This is a genomic window from Cupriavidus sp. 2TAF22 (genome assembly GCF_052115045.1).
Taxonomy (GTDB): domain Bacteria; phylum Pseudomonadota; class Gammaproteobacteria; order Burkholderiales; family Burkholderiaceae; genus Cupriavidus.
Genome location: NZ_JBFRFX010000007.1, coordinates 104798 through 122525, shown reverse-complemented (window position 1 = coordinate 122525; position 17728 = coordinate 104798). Strand labels below are relative to the sequence as shown.

Below are 17728 nucleotides of genomic sequence, written 5' to 3'. Positions count from 1 at the left end.
GCAAGGCGTGAAGCAAAAAGAAAGGCCCCGCAAGGGGCCTTTCCGAAAGTACTGCGCGTGCAGCGCGGCGCGACTTACATCGACACCGTGTCCGCCACTTCCTTGAAGTCTTCGATCTGGTCGAAGTTCATGTACTTGTAGATCTTGTCGCCATTGGCGTTCAGCACGCCCATGTCGGCCATGTACTCTTCCTTGGTCGGGATGCGGCCCAGGCGCGAGCAGATGGCGGCCAGTTCGGCGGAGCCGAGGTACACGTTGGTGTTCTTGCCCAGGCGGTTGGGGAAGTTACGCGTGCTGGTCGACATCACCGTGGCGCCTTCGCGCACTTGTGCCTGGTTGCCCATGCACAGCGAGCAGCCCGGCATTTCGGTGCGGGCACCGGCGGTGCCGAACACGCCGTAGTGGCCTTCCTCGGTCAGTTGCTTGGCGTCCATCTTGGTCGGCGGGGCAACCCACAGCTTGACCGGGATGTCGCGCTTGCCTTCGAGCAGCTTGGAAGCCGCGCGGAAGTGGCCGATGTTGGTCATGCACGAACCGATGAAGACTTCGTCGATCTTGGCGCCGGCCACGTCGGACAGGGTCTTGACGTCGTCCGGGTCGTTCGGGCAGGCCAGGATGGGTTCGTGGATGTCCGCCAGGTCGATCTCGATGACCGAAGCGTATTCGGCATCGGCGTCCGGCTGCAGCAGCTGCGGGTCGGCCAGCCAGGCTTCCATGGCCTTGATGCGGCGCTGCAGGCTGCGTGCGTCGGCGTAGCCTTCGGCGATCATCCACTTCAGCAGCGTGATGTTGCTGTTGATGTATTCGATGATCGGTTCCTTGTTCAGGTGCACCGTGCAACCGGCGGCCGAACGCTCTGCCGAGGCATCGGACAGTTCGAACGCTTGCTCGACCTTCAGGTCGGGCAGGCCTTCGATTTCCAGGATGCGGCCCGAGAAGATGTTCTTCTTGCCTTGCTTGGCCACGGTCAGCTCGCCCGACTTGATGGCGTACAGCGGGATGGCGTTGACCAGGTCGCGCAGGGTCACGCCAGGCTGCATCTTGCCCTTGAAGCGCACCAGCACGGATTCAGGCATGTCCAGCGGCATCACGCCGGTGGCGGCGGCGAAGGCCACCAGGCCCGAGCCGGCGGGGAAGCTGATGCCGATCGGGAAGCGGGTGTGCGAGTCGCCGCCGGTGCCCACGGTATCGGGCAGCAGCATGCGGTTCAGCCACGAGTGGATGACGCCGTCGCCGGGGCGCAGCGAGATGCCGCCGCGGGTGCTGATGAACTTCGGCAGCGTGTGGTGGGTCTTGACGTCGACCGGCTTCGGATACGCGGCGGTGTGGCAGAACGACTGCATCACCAGGTCGGCCGAGAAGCCCAGGCAGGCCAGGTCCTTCAGCTCGTCGCGGGTCATCGGGCCGGTGGTGTCCTGCGAGCCCACCGAGGTCATCTTCGGTTCGCAGTAGGTACCCGGGCGCACGCCCTCGCCTTCGGGCAGGCCGCAGGCGCGGCCGACCATCTTCTGGGCCAGCGTGAAACCGCGGCCCGTATCGGCCGGGTTCTGCGGCAGGCGGAACAGCGTGGACGGGGCCAGGCCGAGCGCTTCGCGGGCCTTGGCGGTCAGGCCGCGGCCGACGATCAGGGGAATGCGGCCGCCGGCGCGCACTTCGTCGAACAGCACGTCGGACTTGACCTGGAATTCAGCGATGACCTGGCCGTTCTTCAGGGCGCGGCCTTCATAGGGGCGCAGCTCGACCACATCGCCCATTTCCATCTGCGACACGTCCAGCTCGATCGGCAGCGCGCCGGCGTCTTCCATGGTGTTGTAGAAGATCGGGGCGATCTTGCTGCCCAGGCACACGCCACCGAAGCGCTTGTTCGGCACGAAGGGGATGTCTTCGCCGGTGAACCACAGCACCGAATTGGTGGCCGACTTGCGCGAGGAACCGGTGCCGACCACGTCGCCGACGTAGGCGACCAGGTTGCCCTTGTCCTTCAGCGATTCGATGAACTTGACCGGGCCGCGCTTGCCGTCTTCTTCCGGGGTGATGCCCGGGCGCGCGTTCTTCAGCATGGCCAGCGCGTGCAGCGGGATGTCCGGGCGGGTGGTGGCGTCCGGGGCCGGCGAGAGATCGTCGGTATTGGTTTCGCCGGTGACCTTGAACACGGTCACGGTCAGGCTTTGCGGGACTTCGGGACGGCTGGTGAACCATTCGGCGTCGGCCCAGCTTTGCAGCACGGACTTGGCGTTGGCGTTGCCCTTGTCGGCCTTTTCCTTGACGTCGTGGAAGGCGTCGAACATCAGCAGCGTCTTCTTGAGCGCTGCGGCGGCAACGGTGCCGATCTCGGCGTCGTCCAGCAGTTCGATCAGCGGGGAGATGTTGTAGCCGCCGAGCATGGTGCCCAGCAGCTCGGCTGCCTTGGCACGGGAGATCAGCGGGCAGGCTTCCGTGCCCAGCGCCACGGCGGCCAGGTACGAGGCCTTGACCTTGGCGGCATCGTCCACGCCGGCCGGCACGCGGTTGGTGATCAGCTCGACCAGCACCTGCTCTTCGCCGGCGGGCGGGTTCTTCAGCAGTTCGATCAGCTCCGCAGTTTGCTTCGCGGTCAGCGGCAGAGGGGGAATGCCAAGCGCGGCGCGTTCGGCAACATGGGCGCGATAGTTATCAAGCATGGGTTCCTGCGGGGTAATAGGGTTGTAAAGACCAGTTGTGCCGCGATTGTAAGGTGAAGTGCCTCTGCGGTCAAATGTCTTATATCTTATATAAGAGTGAATTTTGCGAATCCCATATAAAACAATGGGATAGCTTTACCCCGCATCGCAAAATCACAACATAAATCCTTGACCAATTTGCTCGGGCAATGCCCGCCCGCCAAGCCGGGCCACGGCATGCGCTGGCCCGGCCGAGGCCGCTCAGCCGTAGTACGCGTCGCCCAGCAGCATGTCCTCGAAGAAGGCGCCGAAGCGGCGCTGCGGATCGCGCAGGTGGATTTCGAGGATCCAGCGCATGGCCGAGGGGCAGCTCTCCAGGTCGGCCAGCGAACCGGTGTAGATCGTGGCGTGCGGGAAATCCGAGACCCGGTGCCCCGGCAGGTCGAAGTTCAGCTCCCAGCCCATCTTGCGCGCGGCCCGCTCGGCGTAGTCGTAGAGCGCGTGGCCGGTCAGATGCTGCTTGGACCAGACCGCGCGCACGTCATGGAACAGCGCCTCGGCATCGTGCGCGCAGCGGGCATATTCGGCATGGTGGCCCACGGTGAAGCTGGCGCCGCCGTCGCCTTCCCAGGCATCCACGCGAGGCGCGATATCGATGAAGAAGATGTCGTTCTCCTGCAGCACCACGCCGGGCGCAGAGGCCAGCTTCATCGGCTTGGTGGTGTTGCTGCCGAAGCGCACGCGGGTGGGATGCCAGCTCAGCGCCAGGCCGGCGTCGAGCAGCACCGAGCGGGCCATCGCCACCGCGTCTTCCTCGACCATGCCGGGCGCCACGCGGGCCGCGATATCGCGGATGGCCTGGCGCGTCTTGTCGCGGGCCAGCAGCATGCCGTCAACGGAAAAGGCGGGGCCGACTCGTTCGGCGGCGGTGGCATCGGTCATTGTCATGGGGTCTCTCCGGATGGGGTCGGGGTCGGTTTCGGATTGATGGCGCATGCCTGGTGCCGCGCCGATACGAAGCAGTATGGAGAGCCGCCGGCCCGGATTGAACCGCGCCGCGCGGCGCCGTGGCGCCAATCGGCGGTGCTTTCGTGCCAGCGCCCGCCCGGCGGGGCAAAAGCGTCGCCCGAGGCGGCGGCGCTCGGATAACATGGCGCCATCTCCCGTGGATACTTACCCCATCCTGCCGCCTTCGACCCGCCCCATGCACCGATCCGTCGCCATCCTCGTCTTTCCTGGCGCGCAAGCGCTGGACGTGAGCGGCCCGCTCGACGTGTTTGCCGAGGCAAACCGCTTCCTGCTGCCCGAAGACCACTACCAGCTCGAAATCATCGGCACCGAGCCCGGCCCCCTTGCCTGCTCCAACGGCATGCTGCTGCAGCCGCACCGGACCTTCACGGACGCAGCGGGTGCCGCGGATGCCAGTGGTGCCGGTGGTCCCGCGTGGGACCTGCTGCTCGCGGCGGGCGGCCCGGTGCTCCCGACCAAGGCGTTCCCGGCGGCGCTGTACACCTGGCTGCGCCAGGCCAGCCAGCGCGCGAGGCGCTTCGGCTCGATCTGCAACGGCGCCTTCCTGCTGGCCGGCGCGGGCCTGCTCGACGGGCGCACCGTGACCACCCACTGGAACGACGTGGCCGCCCTGGCCGCGCGCTGCCCTGGCGCCCAGGTGGAAGCGGACCGTATCTACGCGCAGGATGGCAACCTCTACACCTCGGCCGGCGTCACTGCGGGCATCGACCTGTCGCTCTTCCTGCTGGCCCAGGACCATGGCGAGGAGGTCGCGCTCAACGTGGCCAAGCGGCTGGTGGTGTTCGTGCGGCGCGCCGGCGGCCAGTCCCAGTTCAGCCCCTACCTCACCCCGTTCGTGGAGCCGACGTCGCCTGTGGCGCAGGTTCAGCAGTATGTGTTGGCTCACCTCACCGAGGATCTCACCCTCGAAAAGCTGGCGGCGGTGGCCAGGATGAGCAGCCGCAACTTCTCCCGCATATTTGCACGCGACGCAAAAATCACGCCAGCCGAGTTCGTGGAAAGTGCGCGCCTGGATGCCGCGCGCGTGATGCTGGAGCGCGGCACGGTACCGCTGAAGGCCGTATGTTACGAATGCGGGTTTCGCGATCCGCATCATATGCGCGCGGTGTTCCGTCGCCGGCTGGGGGTCTCGCCGCAACAATACCGGCACAGTTTCAGCCGCCCCGGGGAAGCACAAAAACCAATGGAATCAAGCAGTTAGCCTTTGCGCACGCAGGCGCCGCCCGCACCCGCGCCAGGTGCGCCTCACGGCAGTCTTCCCATGGACGCGTGCGCGGGCCGCCACGCGCCCCATGCCGCTGCCCGCCCGGCAGCCCGGGGCGCGGGTTTTCCTCAAACTCCGGCTCAAGTTCCGTGCACGCCATTCGTTAACCCCCAGTAAGACCATCCGCATCGCTCGGATGACGCACCCGTTCGGCTCAAATGGCCAAGCTGAGCGGGTTTCACCCTTTTTTTCGGCCCTTTGCTTGCCCTGCCTTCGCCCAAGAATGGCAAGGCATTCCGATACAGGCATCTCATGGCGAATACGCTCACTTCTTCCCAGGCTGACGGCAACAAGAGCAAGCGCGGGCGACTGCTGCTGGTTCTCGGCGTCGTGATCGTCGCGGCGCTGGGTGCCGGGGGCTTCTTCCTGGGCAACATCCTGAGCAACCGCCAGCCGCCGGCACCCGCCGCGCCGGTGGTGCCGCCGCCGATCTTCGTGCCGCTGGAGCCGTTTACCGTCAACCTGAAGAGCGAGGACGGCGACCGCTTCCTGCATACCGGCTTGTCGCTGAAGGTGGCGGACGCGAAGGACCAGGCGCGTATCACCGAGTACCTGCCGGAAGTCCGCAGCCGCATCCTGCTGCTGCTGTCGGCCAAGCAGCCGCCCGAGCTGGYGACGGTGGAGGGCAAGCGCCTCCTGGCGCAGGAAATCCTGCGCGTCATCAACCAGCCGTTCGCGCCCAGCCTGCCGGCACAGCAGGTCGTGGACGTCCTATTCACATCCTTCGTGGTGCAGTAAGCGCTAGCCCTGCCCCACCAGCAAATCCGACATGAATCCGTCCCTGCCTGCCTTGCCCGTACTTCAGCATGCGCGCCTACGCCAGCGCGCCGGCTGATCGGCACATGGTCGCTTTCATTCATCACGGCATTCACGGGGCAGGACACTAGATGGCCTACGACAAGTTCCTCTCGCAGGACGAGGTAGACGAATTACTGAAAGGCGTGTCGGGCGAGACCGACGTGCCCGAAGTCGCCGCGCCGGTCGCCGAGGACGGCGTGCGCCCGTACAACCTGGCCACGCAGGAACGCATCGTGCGGGGCCGGCTGCACACGCTCGAGATCATCAACGAGCGTTTCGCCCGCCAGTTGCGCACCGCGCTGTTCAACTTCATCCGCCGCGGCGCCGACATCTCGGTCGGCTCGATCCGCATCGAGAAGTACGGCGACTTCGTGCGCAACCTGCCGGTGCCGACCAACCTGAACCTGGTGCACATGAAGCCGCTGCGCGGCACGGCACTGTTCGTGATCGACCCCAACCTGGTGTTCCTGGTGGTCGACAACCTGTTCGGCGGCGACGGCCGCTTCCACACCCGCGTGGAAGGGCGCGATTTCACCCAGACCGAGCAGCGCATCATCCGGCGCCTGCTGGACCTTGCGCTCAACAGCTACAGCAACGCCTGGAATGCCGTGCACCCGATCGAGCTGGAATACGTCCGCTCGGAGATGCACACCAAGTTCGCCAACATCGCCATGCTCAACGAGGTGGTGGTGACCACGGCCTTCCATATCGAACTGGGCGCCGTCGGCGGCCAGCTTCATGTCTGCTTCCCGTACTCGATGATCGAGCCGGTGCGCGACCTGCTGATGAACCCGCTGCAGGACGAGGTCGAAGTGGACAAGCGCTGGGTCTCCCAGCTGTCGCAGCAGATCCGCTCGGCCGAGGTCGACCTGGTGGCGGAATTCGCCCACCTGGAGAGCACCGTGGCCGAAGTGCTGTCGCTGCGCGCCGGCGATGTACTTCCCATCGAGCTGCCCGAGCAGGTCTTCGGCAAGGTCGATGGCGTGCCCGTGATGCAGTGCGGCTTCGGCACCATGAACGGCCAGTACGCGCTGCGGGTAGAACGCATGATCAATCACCAAGAAAGCGATTCCAAGGATACCGACCATGACTGACGGCAAAGAGGACAAGCCGGCCGACCCGATGGACGACTGGGCCAGTGCCCTGGCGGAGCAGACCAGCGCCGAGGATATCGCCGCCGCTGCCGCGCCGGCCCCGGCGGTCGCAGCCGCTACCGCCACCCCGGCCGCATCCAAGGTCTTCCAGCCGCTGGAGAAGGATACGCCGAGCGGTTTTCACAACGATATCGAGATGATCCTCGATATCCCGGTGCAGCTCACGGTGGAACTTGGCCGCACCAAGGTGCCCATCAAGACCCTGCTGCAGCTCGCGCAGGGCTCGGTGGTGGAACTCGACGGCCTGGCCGGCGAGCCGATGGACGTGCTGGTCAACGGCTACCTGATCGCCCAGGGCGAAGTGGTGGTGGTGAACGACAAGTTCGGCATCCGCCTGACCGACATCATCACGCCGTCCGAACGTATCCGGAAGCTCAACAGATGAACCCCAGCCTGCGCCGGATGGCCACCGCCGGGCTCGTCACCGGCCTGGCGCTGGCGCAAGCCGCGCCGGCAGCGGCGCAAGCCAGCGTGGCCGCCGGCAGTCCTCTCGCCGGCACGCTCGCCAAGGTTGCCGGTAATGCCACCGGTGCCACCGGTGCCATCGGTGCCACCAGCACCGCCCCCGGCCACGTCGGCCCCGGCGGGGCGGCAAGCCTGGCCCAGGCCGGCCTCGGCCTGTTCGCCATCGTCGCCCTGATCCTCCTGCTGGCCTGGCTGGCGCGCCGCGCCGGGCTGGTCCGCCATGGCCAGGCCGGCGCGATGAAGGTCGTCGGCAGCACCATGCTCGGCCCGCGCCAGCGCCTGGTGATGGTGGAGGTGGGCGATACCTGCCTGGTGCTCGGCGTCAGCGCCGGCGAGATCCGTACGCTCCATACCTTGCCAGCGCAAGCCGCGCACAAGCCGGACCAGAATCCGGGCGGCGGCATGCAGCCTCCGGCAAACCCGGTCAATCCGGCGGGCACCGGCAGCTTCGGACAGAAGCTGCTGCGCGCCATGCAACACAACCTGAAGTCATGAATTTCCTGCCCGGCGCCTCGCGCGCCCTCCAGCGCCACCTGCAGCGCCAGCTTCTTGCCTTGCGCGCCTGCGCCGGCCAGCCGTCGCGGCTCGCCTTCGCGGCCGTGCTGGCCTGCGCCTGCCTGGCGCTGGTGCTGCTGCCCGCCATCGCGCAAGCCCAGGCCCTGCCCGGGCTGACCAGCAAGGCCGGCCCCGGCGGCAGCCAGACCTGGTCGCTGTCGGTGCAGACGCTGGTGCTGCTGACCTCGCTGTCATTCCTGCCGGCGGCCATGCTGATGATGACGGGCTTCACCCGCATCGTGATCGTGCTGGGCCTGCTGCGCAACGCGCTGGGCACGGCCAGCTCGCCGCCCAACCAGGTGCTGGTGGGGCTGTCGCTGTTCCTGACCTTCTTTGTCATGTCGCCGGTGTTCGACCGCATCTACACCGACGCCTACAAGCCGCTGTCCGAGAACAAGATCAGCCTGGAGGCCGCCGCCGAGAAGGCCTCCGCGCCGCTCAAGACCTTCATGCTCAAGCAGACCCGCGAGAAGGACCTGGCGCTGTTCGCGCAGATGGCCAAGGCCCCCGAGATGCAGGGCCCGGAAGACGTGCAGATGCGCATCCTGGTGCCGGCCTTCGTCACCAGCGAGCTCAAGACCGCATTCCAGATCGGCTTTACCGTCTTTATCCCCTTCCTGATCATCGACCTGGTGGTCGCCAGCGTGCTGATGGCGATGGGCATGATGATGGTGCCGCCGGCCACCATCTCGCTGCCGTTCAAGCTGATGCTGTTCGTGCTGGTGGACGGCTGGCAACTGCTGCTGGGCTCGCTGGCGCAGAGCTTCCTGAACTGACCAAGGGCCGCGCATCCCCCGCGCATCCCAACCTAGGCCTTCGCCATGACTCCGGAAACCGTAATGAGCATCGCCACCCAGGCGATGAAGATGACCCTGATGCTGTCGGCGCCGCTGCTGCTGGTGGCACTGGTGGCTGGCCTGGTGGTGAGCCTGTTCCAGGCCGCCACGCAGATCAACGAAATGACGCTGTCCTTCATCCCCAAGCTGCTGGCCCTGTTCGCCACCATGGTGCTGGCCGGCCCGTGGATGATCAATACCTTCGTCGACTACATGCGCGAAGTCTTCCAGGGCATCCCCGCCCTGGTGCACTGAAGCGCCGTCGCGCTCGCCCGCCTCGCGCCCGCCAGCCGTGCTGTCCGTCACCTCCGCCCAGCTTTATGCCTGGATCGCGGCCTTCCTGTGGCCGCTGTTCCGCCTGCTGGCACTGATCGGCACCGCGCCGCTGTTCAGCGAATCCACCATTCCGCGTCGTGCCAAGGTTGGCCTGGCGGCCTTGATCGCAATGGTGATCTCGCCCACCATCGACAAGCTGCCGCTGGCGCCGGTGTATTCCTTCGAAGGCTTCCTGATCATCCTCAATGAGGTAGGGATCGGCCTGGCGGTGGGCTTCACCATGCGGCTCGCGTTCGCCACCGTGCAGTTCGCCGGCGAAACCATCGGCCTGCAGATGGGCCTGTCGTTCGCGTCCTTCTACGACCGCTCTTCCGGTGGGCAAACCATGGTGCTGGCCCGCTTTCTCAACGTGGTCGCCATGCTGATGTTCCTGGCCATGGACGGCCACCTGATGCTGCTGGCCACCGTGGCCGACAGCTTCGCCGCGCTGCCGATCTCGCCGCAGCCGCTCTCCGGCGCGGGCTGGTCCGCGGTGGCGGCGGCCGGCGCCAGTGTGTTTTCCTCGGGGCTGCTGCTGGCGCTGCCGCTGATCGCCGCGCTGCTCACGCTCAACCTGGCGATGGGCATCCTCAACCGCGCGTCGCCGCAGTTGTCGGTGTTCGCGGTCGGCTTCCCGGTCACGCTGGCCGGCGGCTTCCTGATGATGACGCTGGTGATGCCGCAGATGAGTACGTATATGGCGCGGCTGGTCGAGGACAGCCTCGCCACCGTTGGCACGCTGCTGGGGCAGCTGGGGCAGTGAGGCTTGCCCTCGTTCAGCGCTCCCGGGGTGCCGTAGCTATTGATAGTTGACCAGCACGGTGGCGGCACCAATGATGCGGCCCACCGTGACCGAAGCGCCGGTCTGGAGATAGGCCGCCCTCATCGGGATCGAATACGATCCCCCGGTAGTCTTGTCGTAAGCGCCCACCGGCGTCGACGCCCCGAATGTCACCGGCGTGCCGGCATCGTCCGTCAGCCTGATGTTGATCCCGCTCGCGGTGGAACCCGGGCGCGCGGGCAGCGCGCCGGGGGCATTGGCGACCATGCCGCCGACCGGATCAAGCGTATAGCCGATCCGGTTGTAGCCGGGCGGGCAGTTATTCAGCCGCACGGTGAAACCGATCTCGCCGGTCGAACTGCCGACGCCCGTCAGCCCTCCCCTCTGCGCCGGCGGCAGGCTGACGCTCTGGTTGGGCGTCTGGCAAGTGAGGGCGATGGGCTTGATGGTGCCCCCGAGCCTGATCTTGGCATAGTTGGCGCCCGAGGCGTCATAGCAGGAATCACCGAAGCCCGGGTTGACACTAGCGCAGAGGTTCAGGAACGTCGAGGCACCTCCCGCAAGACTGCCAGCACCCATCGCGCCCGAGGTGCGTACCAGTTGCACTTCCACGGGCTGGGAAATCGTCGGCGGGGATTGCATGCCGCTGAGCAGAGGAGACCCGTTGACCACGAAACGGACGCCAACGCCCGCTACACCTGTGCGGGTAACCGGGCCCGGCTGGATATTCTGACCATCCCAGACCCATATCGATGCCACGGGAGAAGGACAGGTGGGCGCACCGCAAAGCTGCTGCGGCGAGAAACTGGTACGTGCCAGCACCGTCCCCTCGCCCGAGCTGGCCGGAAGGGCCATGTCCGATCCGAATGCCGTCATCTCGGTGTGTGCTGCCAGGGCGTGCGCCGGTGACAGCAACATGGCGGCAAAGGCAACCACGATCGTGTACGCCAATGGGCCGCTCCGCCTGTGCCCTCGCCTATCGAATTGCATTGTCGGGATCCCCTGTTAATTGGCTCGTGCCTCTCCACGAGCGATGAATGCCGCCAGTATCGGGAAATAATCAGATGCAATATATGGGACAAGTACCAAATTCATTGAGGCATCGCACTCATGATCCGGTATGTGATTCAGGACCCGCAGGGCGGCGGCATCCTGGCCGGATACGCCGCTTGATGGCCCTATCCCGATCGGCTCGCCCCCCCGGTATGCCGCCTGTACTCCGACCAGGTCGGCGCGCCGATGGCCCGGATCGTGCCCCCGACCCACCCCGCTGACATAGAAGCGTCATCGCTGCGCAATATCCCCTCCCTATAGTCCGGCTCGCCACCAACAGGGAGATAACAATGGGCACTTGCAAGAGAAATCACCATGTGCGCCTCGGCATGGGCGCCATCCTGGCCGTGCTGGCCACCGCCGCGGTGCTGCACGGTTGCGGCAGCGACGGCAACGATGCAGCCCCCGCGCCGGCCACCCCCGCCGCACCGGTCACGCCGGCAGGCGACGCCGCCAGCGCCAGCGCCAATATCCAGGCTGCCTGGGTCGAGATCGGCGACAGCAACCAGGCCATCGCCCGCGTGATCACCGGCTACGTGGCGCCGGCCGCCGCCGCCGGCAGCGCGCTGCCCTCCAATACCCTGTGCCCGCTGCTGACAGTCGACGGCGTGCAGCAACGCATGGCGCTGCGCGCAGGCAGCGGCACCATGGCGCTGCGCACCACCGCCAGCGCCGCCGCCGATTCCAAGCCCTCGGATTTCCCCGTCTCGGTGTGCGAAACGACCCTGCCGGCCAACGCCGCTGCCGCCAGCGTCGCCGGCCAGACCCTGCCGCTGCCCAAGGCCAATCCCCAGCGCGTGCTGGTGCTGGCCGATACCGGCTGCCGCCTGAAGAAAGCCGACAACGCCTACCAGCCCTGCAGCGACGCCGCCGCCTGGCCGTTCGCCACGCTCGCCGCCACCGCTGCCGCCATGAACCCGGACCTGGTGCTGCATATCGGCGACTACCACTACCGCGAAAACGCATGTCCGCCGGATATCGCCGGCTGCCAGGGCACGCCGTGGGGCTATGGCTGGGACACCTGGCAGGCCGACCTGTTCAAGCCCGCCGCCGCCCTGATGGCCAAGGCGCCGTGGGTGATGGTGCGCGGCAATCATGAAGAGTGCGCGCGCGCCGGCCAGGGCTGGTTCCGCTTCCTCGACCCGCGCCCGTACGCCGACGCCCGCTCGTGCAACGATCCGGCCAACGACGGCAACGCCAACTATTCCGAGCCCTACACGGTGGCGCTCGGCACCGGCTCCCAGGTCATCGTGTTCGACTCGGCCAAGGCCGGCAAGGCCGCGCTGCCCACCAACGACCCGCAGTTCATTGCCTACCAGAAGCAGTTCCAGACGGTGGGCTGGCTGGCCGGCAAGCCGGGCATGGTCAATACCATGTTCACCAACCATCATCCGGTGCTGGGCTTCGCCCCGGTGGCCGGCAGCGCGCCCGCGCCGGGCAACCTGGCGCTGCAGTCGGTGATGAGCAACCTGAACGCCCAGGCCTACTACCCGCCGGGCATCCAGGTCGCGCTGCACGGCCACGTGCATGACTTCCAGGCCATCAGCTTCGCCTCCAGCCACCCGGCCACCATCGTATCCGGCAACGGCGGCGACAACCTGGACGTGGCGCTGCCCGACCCGCTGACGCCGGGCGCCGTGCCCGCGCCGGGCACCGTCATCGACAAGATCACCCATCACAGCACCTTCGGCTTCCTGATGATGGAGCGCAGCCCGGCGCCCGCCACCGGCTGGACCTTCAAGGCCTACAGCGTGGCCGGCAAGCTGATGGCCTCCTGCGCGCAGACCGGCACCACGCTGGCCTGCGACAAGACGGGCTTCCTGACGCCGTGATGGCAGCGTTCCCCGCTGCCTGCGCGGCCTGGCTCGCCGGGTGGCGCGCGGCAATCCTCCGCATGGCGCCGGCGGCGGCGCGGATTGCCGCCCGCTTTGCCGTACTTTGCGCCGTGCATTGCGCCGTCCTGGCCGCCGGCCTCTGCGCCAGCGCGCCAGCGCCGGCCGCCTCATTGGCCTCTTCGGCCCCGCCGGCCCCGCCGGCCCTTCCAGCCACCGTGGCCACTACCGTGCTGACGCCGGGCGCGCCGCCCGCCACCGTGGTGGATACCATCGGCAACGGCACGCCCAAGGTCTCCGCCAAGGTCGACCCCACCGCCGCCGTCTTCCGCCCCGACCCGGCGCTCGCCGCGCTGGGCAAGCGCATCTTCTTCGACACGCGCCTGTCCGAGCCGCGCGGCATGTCCTGCGCCGGCTGCCACGACCCCGCGCGTGCGTTCGCGCCCACGCTCTCGCCCGCCGCGCTGGCCGGGCCGCACGTGCCGCAGGGCAGCCGGCCCGGGCACTTCAGCCTGCGCAACGCGCCCTCGCTGCTGTACGTGCGCTATATCCCGCGCCGGCATTTCTACCAGGACGACGACGCGCCATATGCCTCGCCGTTCGGCGGCCTGTTCGCCGACGGCCGTGCCGATACCCTGGCCGAGCAGGTGCGCGGCCCGCTGCTCGATCCCGGCGAGATGAATAACGGCAGCCCGGCCAGCCTGCTGCGCAAGGTAAAGGGCACGGAGCTGGCGCCCGCGCTGGCCGCGCGCTTCGGCGCGGCGGCGCAGCGCGATCCCGGGCAGATGATGGTGGCGCTGGGCCGCGCGCTGGAGGCCTATCTGCAAAGCGACGAGATGGCACCCTTCAGTTCGCGCTTCGACGACTACCTGCGCCGGCGCACGCCGCTGTCGCCGCAGGAAACGCGCGGCCTGGCGCTGTTCAAGAACCCCGACAAGGGCAACTGCATGAGCTGCCACACGCTGGCGGACACCGCCAGCCGGCCCGAGCGCTCCCTGTTTACGGACTTCGGCTACGACGCCATCGCCGTGCCGCGCAACCGGGCCCTGCCCGCCAACCGAGACCCCGGGCATTTCGACAACGGCCTGTGCGACACCGCGCGCCGCCTGCGCTGGCCGGAGCCGGAACAATGGTGCGGCTACCTGCGCACCCCCGGCCTGCGCAACGTGGCGGTGCGCCAGAGCTTCATGCACAACGGGGTGTTCACCACGTTGCGCGATGCGGTCGCGTTCTACAACACGCGCTCGACCGATCCGGGCAAGTGGTACCGCGGCGGCAAGCCATTCGACGACGTGCCCGCCGCCTACCGCGGCAATATCAATATCAACTCGATGCCGATGAACCGGCGCGCTGGCAGCACGCCCGCGCTGACCGAAGCGGAGATCGACGACATCACCGCCTTCCTGCGCACGCTGACGGATGCGCCCTATGTCAACGCGATGCCGGTGGCCAACGGACGCTGAGTGCGCGGCCCGCCCCGGGGCTCACAGCGACGCGCACACGCCATCGGGCTCGAAGCCGCGGAAGGTCTGCTGTGTCGGGTCGGGCGTGGTCACGATCTCGCCCGACGGTGCGCGCAACAGGCGCAGGACCTGTGCGGCGCAATTCCTGGTCTGCGCGTTGCGCTGGTAGCGCAACTCGTACTGCCAGCCCGGCAGCGGCACGAAGGACACGCCGATCGCGCAGCGGTACGGCTCGTCGCCCGCCGCCGAGGTCGCCGCGGCCGTCAGGTAGATGCGGTGGCTCGCCACCAGCCAGCGTTCGCGCGTGCGGCCGGCGGGCTCCGGCGAGATGCCCCACATGCCCAGGTCCGCCTCCTTGCCCATCGCCGTGGCCTGGAGCCCGGTGGCCGCAAGCAGCGCCGGCTTGGGCGGCTTGGGACATTTGCCGGCGTCCACCACGCTGAAGGTCGTGTTGTCGTCGGTATTGGTCACCAGTCGCACGCGCGAGGCTGGCGTACCGGTCTCGACCCGGTAGCGGGTCACGCAGCCGGCCAGCACCACGGCCAGCGCCAGACCCAGGACAAGCGTGGATTTGCGGACGATCGGCATGGGGATGCGGATGAATGGGCAGTCTGCAAAGCATACGCGCCTTGCCGGTCGCCGCGCCGCCGGGCAAAACCCGGAGCGGGCGCCGCCGCCCGACCGCACACGACGATGCCCGGGGCCGGCGCGGCTTTGCCCCCGCATTGACTTGAACCTGGTTCGGGCTTACGCTCGCCCGAGCCTCCGGCGCGCGCGGCGCGCTGCGCCGGGACACAAGAACAAAACAATAAGAACAATACAAAGACAGAGACAAAATCCTCGTGAGCACCCCCGCGCCATCCCGCCTTTCCGAACTTCGCCCGGTCCTGCCGATCCTCCTCGGCGCCTCCGTCATGCTGAGCCTGGCCATGGGCCTGCGGCAGAGCCTGGGCATCTTCATGCCACCGCTGACCAAGGGCATCGGCATCTCGGTGTCCGATTTCACGGCCGCCATCTCGGTGCAGAACCTGGCCTGGGGCCTGCTGCAGCCCATCGCGGGCGCGTGGGCCGCGCGCACGGGCTTCCGGCCGCTGATGATGGCCGGCTCGCTGCTCTACGTGCTCGGGCTGGTCATGCTGGCTACCGCGCAAGGCATTGTCGGCGTCACGCTCGGCGCGGGCGTGGCCATCGGCGCCTCGATGGCCTGCACCGGCAGCGCCATCGCCATGGCGGTCTCGGCGCGGCCGGTGCCGGCCGCGCTGCGCAGCACGGTGCTCGGCATCGTGTCCGGCGCCGGTTCGCTGGGCGCACTGGTAGCGGCGCCGATCGGGCAGGTGGTGGCGCAATCCCATGGCTGGCGCGTGGGGCTGGCGGCCTTCGTGGTGCTCGCCCTGGTGATGCTGCCGGCGGCGTGGTTCGCCGGGCGCGTCGACCGGATGCCGCTGCCCACGCCGCCCGGCGGCGTGCAGCAGAATGCACGCGAGGCGCTTGGTACCGCGCTGCACCATACGCCGTTCCTGGTCATGGGCGCGGCCTATTTCGTGTGCGGCATGCAGTTGGTCTTCCTCACCACGCACCTGCCTTCCTACCTGGACATCTGCGGCATGGACCCCATGCTCAGCGCCAAGGCGCTGGGCGTGATCGGCGGCTTCAATGTGCTGGGCAGCCTGTTCTTCGGCTGGGCCGGCGGGCGCGTCAACAAGCTGCTGCTGCTCGGCGGCATCTACACCATCCGCTCGCTCGCGCTGACCTGGTACTTCACCTCGCCGCCCACGCCAGGCAGTACGCTGGTCTTCGCCGCCGTGATGGGCTTCCTGTGGCTGGGCGTGGCGCCGCTGGTGGCAGGCTGGATCGCCGAGACCTTCGGCCTGCGCTGGCAGGCCATGCTGGGCGGCGTAGCCTTCTTCAGCCACCAGATCGGCAGCTTCGTGGGGGCCTTCGGCGGCGGGCTGGTCTATGACAGGCTGGGGTCCTACACCCTGGCCTGGCAGATCGGCGTGGCACTGGGGCTGGCCGCCGGGCTGGTACAGATCACCTTTGCGGTCGTCACGCGGCCGCGCCCGCCGCAGATGGCGGCGACATAACGGCGCCCGGAAGCCCCGCCTGCGCTGAACGAAAAGGAGGAGTCATCAATGGCCCTGACGCTGCACTACCATCCCCTGTCTTCGTTCTGCCACAAGGTGCTGATCGCGCTCTACGAGAACGCCACCCCTTTCACCGGCCGCATTGTCGACCTTGGCGACCCCGCCGACCGTGCCGCCTTCGCGGCGCTGTGGCCGCTCGGCAAGTTCCCGGTGCTGCGCGACGACTCGCGCGGGCTGACCGTGCCGGAAAGCACCACCATCATCGAATATCTGGATCGCCATTACCCGGGTGCCCGGCCGCTGCTGCCCGCCGCCGAGGACGCGCAACGCGAAGCGCGCCTGTGGGACCGCCTCTTCGATCTCTACGTGCACCTGCAGATGCAGAAGATCGTCAACGACCGCCTGCGGCCCGAGGCCGAGCGCGACCCGCGCGGCGTGGCGGACGCGCGGGCCACCCTGCGCACGGCCTACGATCTGGTCGACAAGCACATGGCGGACCACACCTGGGCCGCCGGGCAAGACTTCACGCTGGCCGACTGCGCGGCCACGCCGGCGCTGTTCTACGCGGGCATCGCGATGCCGTTCACCGATACGCACCCGCACCTCGCCGCCTATTTCGAGCGGCTGTTGAGCCGGCCGAGCGTGCAGCGCGTCCTTGCCGAAGCGCGCCCCTACTTCCATCTGTTCCCGCTGGCGGACAAGATGCCGGCCCGCTTCACCAGCAACACGCCGCCGCCCGCCTGAGCTGCCCCGGACATACGCTGCGACATGACCAAGGCAGGCCGAAGGGCTGGCTGGCGCTGCGCGCCCCGCCCCGCGATGGCCGCCTGCCGCGTCGCAAAAAATACGTCTGGCGACCAGCCCGCCGGTATTTTTTTCAACGCCGGGATTGGGCCGCATTGCCCGCCGTCCTCCGCGTTTTGAAGCGCAGCGCCGCTGCGTAAGATTGCGATGTACCTGTCGAAACGCAAACGCGGCACGGCACGCATCGCTGCAGTCCCGCGGGCCATGCAACCCGTTGCAATGTCACCCGGCAATCCATTGCGCAATGCTGTCCGGCACGGCGCCGTGCCGCACGGGAGGACAAGCTGCACTGCGCTCCCGGCGCCGCGCCGGCATCGGCAGTACGTTCCGGTGCTTTTGTTCATGCTTCTGTGGTCCTGAATCGCCCTGCGCCCGTTCCCGCTGCGCAGGGCGATTTTTTTATCCTGCCGGCGCGGCGCACCCCCCCACCTTCCGCCATGAACGCACCCAATGCCGGCAGGCGCATGCCGCACTTTTTGCCAAGGCGATCGAACGCCACCGGCATGGCGCGCGATTGACCCAAGTGCGCCGTCGGCCTCCTCCGGGCGGCGAAGTGCCCCGGAGATATCGCATCGGGGCTGGGAACGCGCCGGTCACCCCGGCCGGCTGTCCGGCGGCAAGGGCACGCTTGACGCCCCCCGATGGCCGGAGGGTCA

At 67.8% G+C, this 17728-nt stretch carries 16 protein-coding genes; 12 read left to right on the top strand and 4 right to left on the bottom strand.

Going from position 1 to position 17728, the window contains the following annotated elements; translation table 11 throughout:
• Nucleotides 1-74 precede the first annotated feature (74 nt).
• Both acnB and AB4Z48_RS10850 read right to left on the bottom strand, forming a co-directional pair.
• Nucleotides 75-2660, bottom strand: coding sequence for a bifunctional aconitate hydratase 2/2-methylisocitrate dehydratase (gene acnB, locus AB4Z48_RS10855; protein ID WP_441613931.1), 2586 nt, complete (start codon nucleotides 2658-2660; stop codon nucleotides 75-77).
• Nucleotides 2661-2900: 240 nt separating this feature from the next.
• Complete coding sequence (locus AB4Z48_RS10850) at nucleotides 2901-3587, bottom strand: M24 family metallopeptidase (RefSeq protein WP_441613930.1); 687 nt, start codon at nucleotides 3585-3587, stop codon at nucleotides 2901-2903.
• Nucleotides 3588-3843: 256 nt separating this feature from the next.
• On the opposite strand from AB4Z48_RS10850, the gene AB4Z48_RS10845 reads away from it, so the two are divergent.
• The 8 genes from AB4Z48_RS10845 (at nucleotide 3844) to fliR (ending at nucleotide 9818) form a co-directional block, all read left to right on the top strand.
• On the top strand, nucleotides 3844-4869 hold the full coding sequence (locus AB4Z48_RS10845) for a GlxA family transcriptional regulator (RefSeq protein ID WP_441613929.1): 1026 nt from the start codon (nucleotides 3844-3846) through the stop codon (nucleotides 4867-4869).
• A gap of 315 nt (nucleotides 4870-5184) precedes the next feature.
• Nucleotides 5185-5670 (top strand): flagellar basal body-associated protein FliL, encoded by a 486-nt coding sequence (gene fliL, locus AB4Z48_RS10840; RefSeq protein WP_441613928.1) that lies wholly within the window; start codon nucleotides 5185-5187, stop codon nucleotides 5668-5670.
• Between the two features lie 149 nt (nucleotides 5671-5819).
• Nucleotides 5820-6824 carry a flagellar motor switch protein FliM gene (fliM, locus tag AB4Z48_RS10835; protein ID WP_441613927.1) on the top strand — a complete coding sequence of 335 codons (1005 nt, stop codon included), beginning with the start codon at nucleotides 5820-5822 and terminating at the stop codon, nucleotides 6822-6824.
• Nucleotides 6817-7269 carry a flagellar motor switch protein FliN gene (gene fliN / locus AB4Z48_RS10830; RefSeq protein ID WP_441613926.1) on the top strand — a complete coding sequence of 151 codons (453 nt, stop codon included), beginning with the start codon at nucleotides 6817-6819 and terminating at the stop codon, nucleotides 7267-7269. Before fliM ends, fliN begins: the two co-directional genes overlap by 8 nt.
• The gene (gene fliO, locus AB4Z48_RS10825; RefSeq protein WP_441613925.1) at nucleotides 7266-7844 is read left to right on the top strand and encodes a flagellar biosynthetic protein FliO; all 579 of its coding nucleotides are present in this window, start codon (nucleotides 7266-7268) and stop codon (nucleotides 7842-7844) included. Before fliN ends, fliO begins: the two co-directional genes overlap by 4 nt.
• A complete protein-coding gene (fliP, locus tag AB4Z48_RS10820; protein ID WP_441613924.1) occupies nucleotides 7841-8680 on the top strand; it encodes a flagellar type III secretion system pore protein FliP in 840 nt (279 codons plus the stop codon). Before fliO ends, fliP begins: the two co-directional genes overlap by 4 nt.
• 45 nt (nucleotides 8681-8725) lie before the next feature.
• Nucleotides 8726-8995 (top strand): flagellar biosynthesis protein FliQ, encoded by a 270-nt coding sequence (gene fliQ / locus AB4Z48_RS10815; RefSeq protein ID WP_043353410.1) that lies wholly within the window; start codon nucleotides 8726-8728, stop codon nucleotides 8993-8995.
• 37 nt (nucleotides 8996-9032) lie between these two features.
• Nucleotides 9033-9818, top strand: coding sequence for a flagellar biosynthetic protein FliR (gene fliR, locus AB4Z48_RS10810; RefSeq protein ID WP_441613923.1), 786 nt, complete (start codon nucleotides 9033-9035; stop codon nucleotides 9816-9818).
• Nucleotides 9819-9854: 36 nt separating this feature from the next.
• Here the strand turns inward: fliR and AB4Z48_RS10805 are convergent, their stop codons facing one another.
• The gene (locus AB4Z48_RS10805) at nucleotides 9855-10787 is read right to left on the bottom strand and encodes a fimbrial protein (RefSeq protein ID WP_441613922.1); all 933 of its coding nucleotides are present in this window, start codon (nucleotides 10785-10787) and stop codon (nucleotides 9855-9857) included.
• A 392-nt stretch (nucleotides 10788-11179) separates the two neighbouring features.
• Here AB4Z48_RS10805 and AB4Z48_RS10800 point away from each other — a divergent pair, with 392 nt between their 5' ends.
• Both AB4Z48_RS10800 and AB4Z48_RS10795 read left to right on the top strand, forming a co-directional pair.
• Nucleotides 11180-12721: a metallophosphoesterase gene (locus AB4Z48_RS10800; protein ID WP_441613921.1), complete on the top strand. Its 1542-nt coding sequence runs from the start codon at nucleotides 11180-11182 to the stop codon at nucleotides 12719-12721.
• A gap of 62 nt (nucleotides 12722-12783) precedes the next feature.
• Nucleotides 12784-14184, top strand: a complete 1401-nt coding sequence (locus AB4Z48_RS10795) for a cytochrome-c peroxidase (RefSeq protein WP_441614071.1) — start codon at nucleotides 12784-12786, stop codon at nucleotides 14182-14184.
• A gap of 21 nt (nucleotides 14185-14205) precedes the next feature.
• Here AB4Z48_RS10795 and AB4Z48_RS10790 read toward each other — a convergent pair whose 3' ends face one another.
• The gene (locus AB4Z48_RS10790) at nucleotides 14206-14772 is read right to left on the bottom strand and encodes a hypothetical protein (protein ID WP_441613920.1); all 567 of its coding nucleotides are present in this window, start codon (nucleotides 14770-14772) and stop codon (nucleotides 14206-14208) included.
• Nucleotides 14773-15026: 254 nt separating this feature from the next.
• On the opposite strand from AB4Z48_RS10790, the gene AB4Z48_RS10785 reads away from it, so the two are divergent.
• Both AB4Z48_RS10785 and AB4Z48_RS10780 read left to right on the top strand, forming a co-directional pair.
• Complete coding sequence (locus AB4Z48_RS10785; RefSeq protein ID WP_441613919.1) at nucleotides 15027-16268, top strand: MFS transporter; 1242 nt, start codon at nucleotides 15027-15029, stop codon at nucleotides 16266-16268.
• A gap of 48 nt (nucleotides 16269-16316) precedes the next feature.
• The gene (locus AB4Z48_RS10780) at nucleotides 16317-17012 is read left to right on the top strand and encodes a glutathione S-transferase family protein (protein ID WP_441613918.1); all 696 of its coding nucleotides are present in this window, start codon (nucleotides 16317-16319) and stop codon (nucleotides 17010-17012) included.
• Nucleotides 17013-17728: the final 716 nt, after the last annotated feature.

Excerpts from the sequence above, each read along its gene's own strand:
- acnB (WP_441613931.1), bottom strand. The coding sequence starts at position 2,660 with ATGCTTGATAACTATCGCGCCCATGTTGCCGAACGCGCCGCGCTTGGC.
- fliO (WP_441613925.1), top strand. The coding sequence starts at position 7,266 with ATGAACCCCAGCCTGCGCCGGATGGCCACCGCCGGGCTCGTCACCGGC.
- fliQ (WP_043353410.1), top strand. The coding sequence starts at position 8,726 with ATGACTCCGGAAACCGTAATGAGCATCGCCACCCAGGCGATGAAGATG.
- fliP (WP_441613924.1), top strand. The coding sequence starts at position 7,841 with ATGAATTTCCTGCCCGGCGCCTCGCGCGCCCTCCAGCGCCACCTGCAG.
- AB4Z48_RS10795 (WP_441614071.1), top strand. The coding sequence starts at position 12,784 with ATGGCGCCGGCGGCGGCGCGGATTGCCGCCCGCTTTGCCGTACTTTGC.
- AB4Z48_RS10850 (WP_441613930.1), bottom strand. The coding sequence starts at position 3,587 with ATGACAATGACCGATGCCACCGCCGCCGAACGAGTCGGCCCCGCCTTT.
- AB4Z48_RS10780 (WP_441613918.1), top strand. The coding sequence starts at position 16,317 with ATGGCCCTGACGCTGCACTACCATCCCCTGTCTTCGTTCTGCCACAAG.
- fliM (WP_441613927.1), top strand. The coding sequence starts at position 5,820 with ATGGCCTACGACAAGTTCCTCTCGCAGGACGAGGTAGACGAATTACTG.
- AB4Z48_RS10800 (WP_441613921.1), top strand. The coding sequence starts at position 11,180 with ATGGGCACTTGCAAGAGAAATCACCATGTGCGCCTCGGCATGGGCGCC.
- AB4Z48_RS10845 (WP_441613929.1), top strand. The coding sequence starts at position 3,844 with ATGCACCGATCCGTCGCCATCCTCGTCTTTCCTGGCGCGCAAGCGCTG.
- fliN (WP_441613926.1), top strand. The coding sequence starts at position 6,817 with ATGACTGACGGCAAAGAGGACAAGCCGGCCGACCCGATGGACGACTGG.
- AB4Z48_RS10790 (WP_441613920.1), bottom strand. The coding sequence starts at position 14,772 with ATGCCGATCGTCCGCAAATCCACGCTTGTCCTGGGTCTGGCGCTGGCC.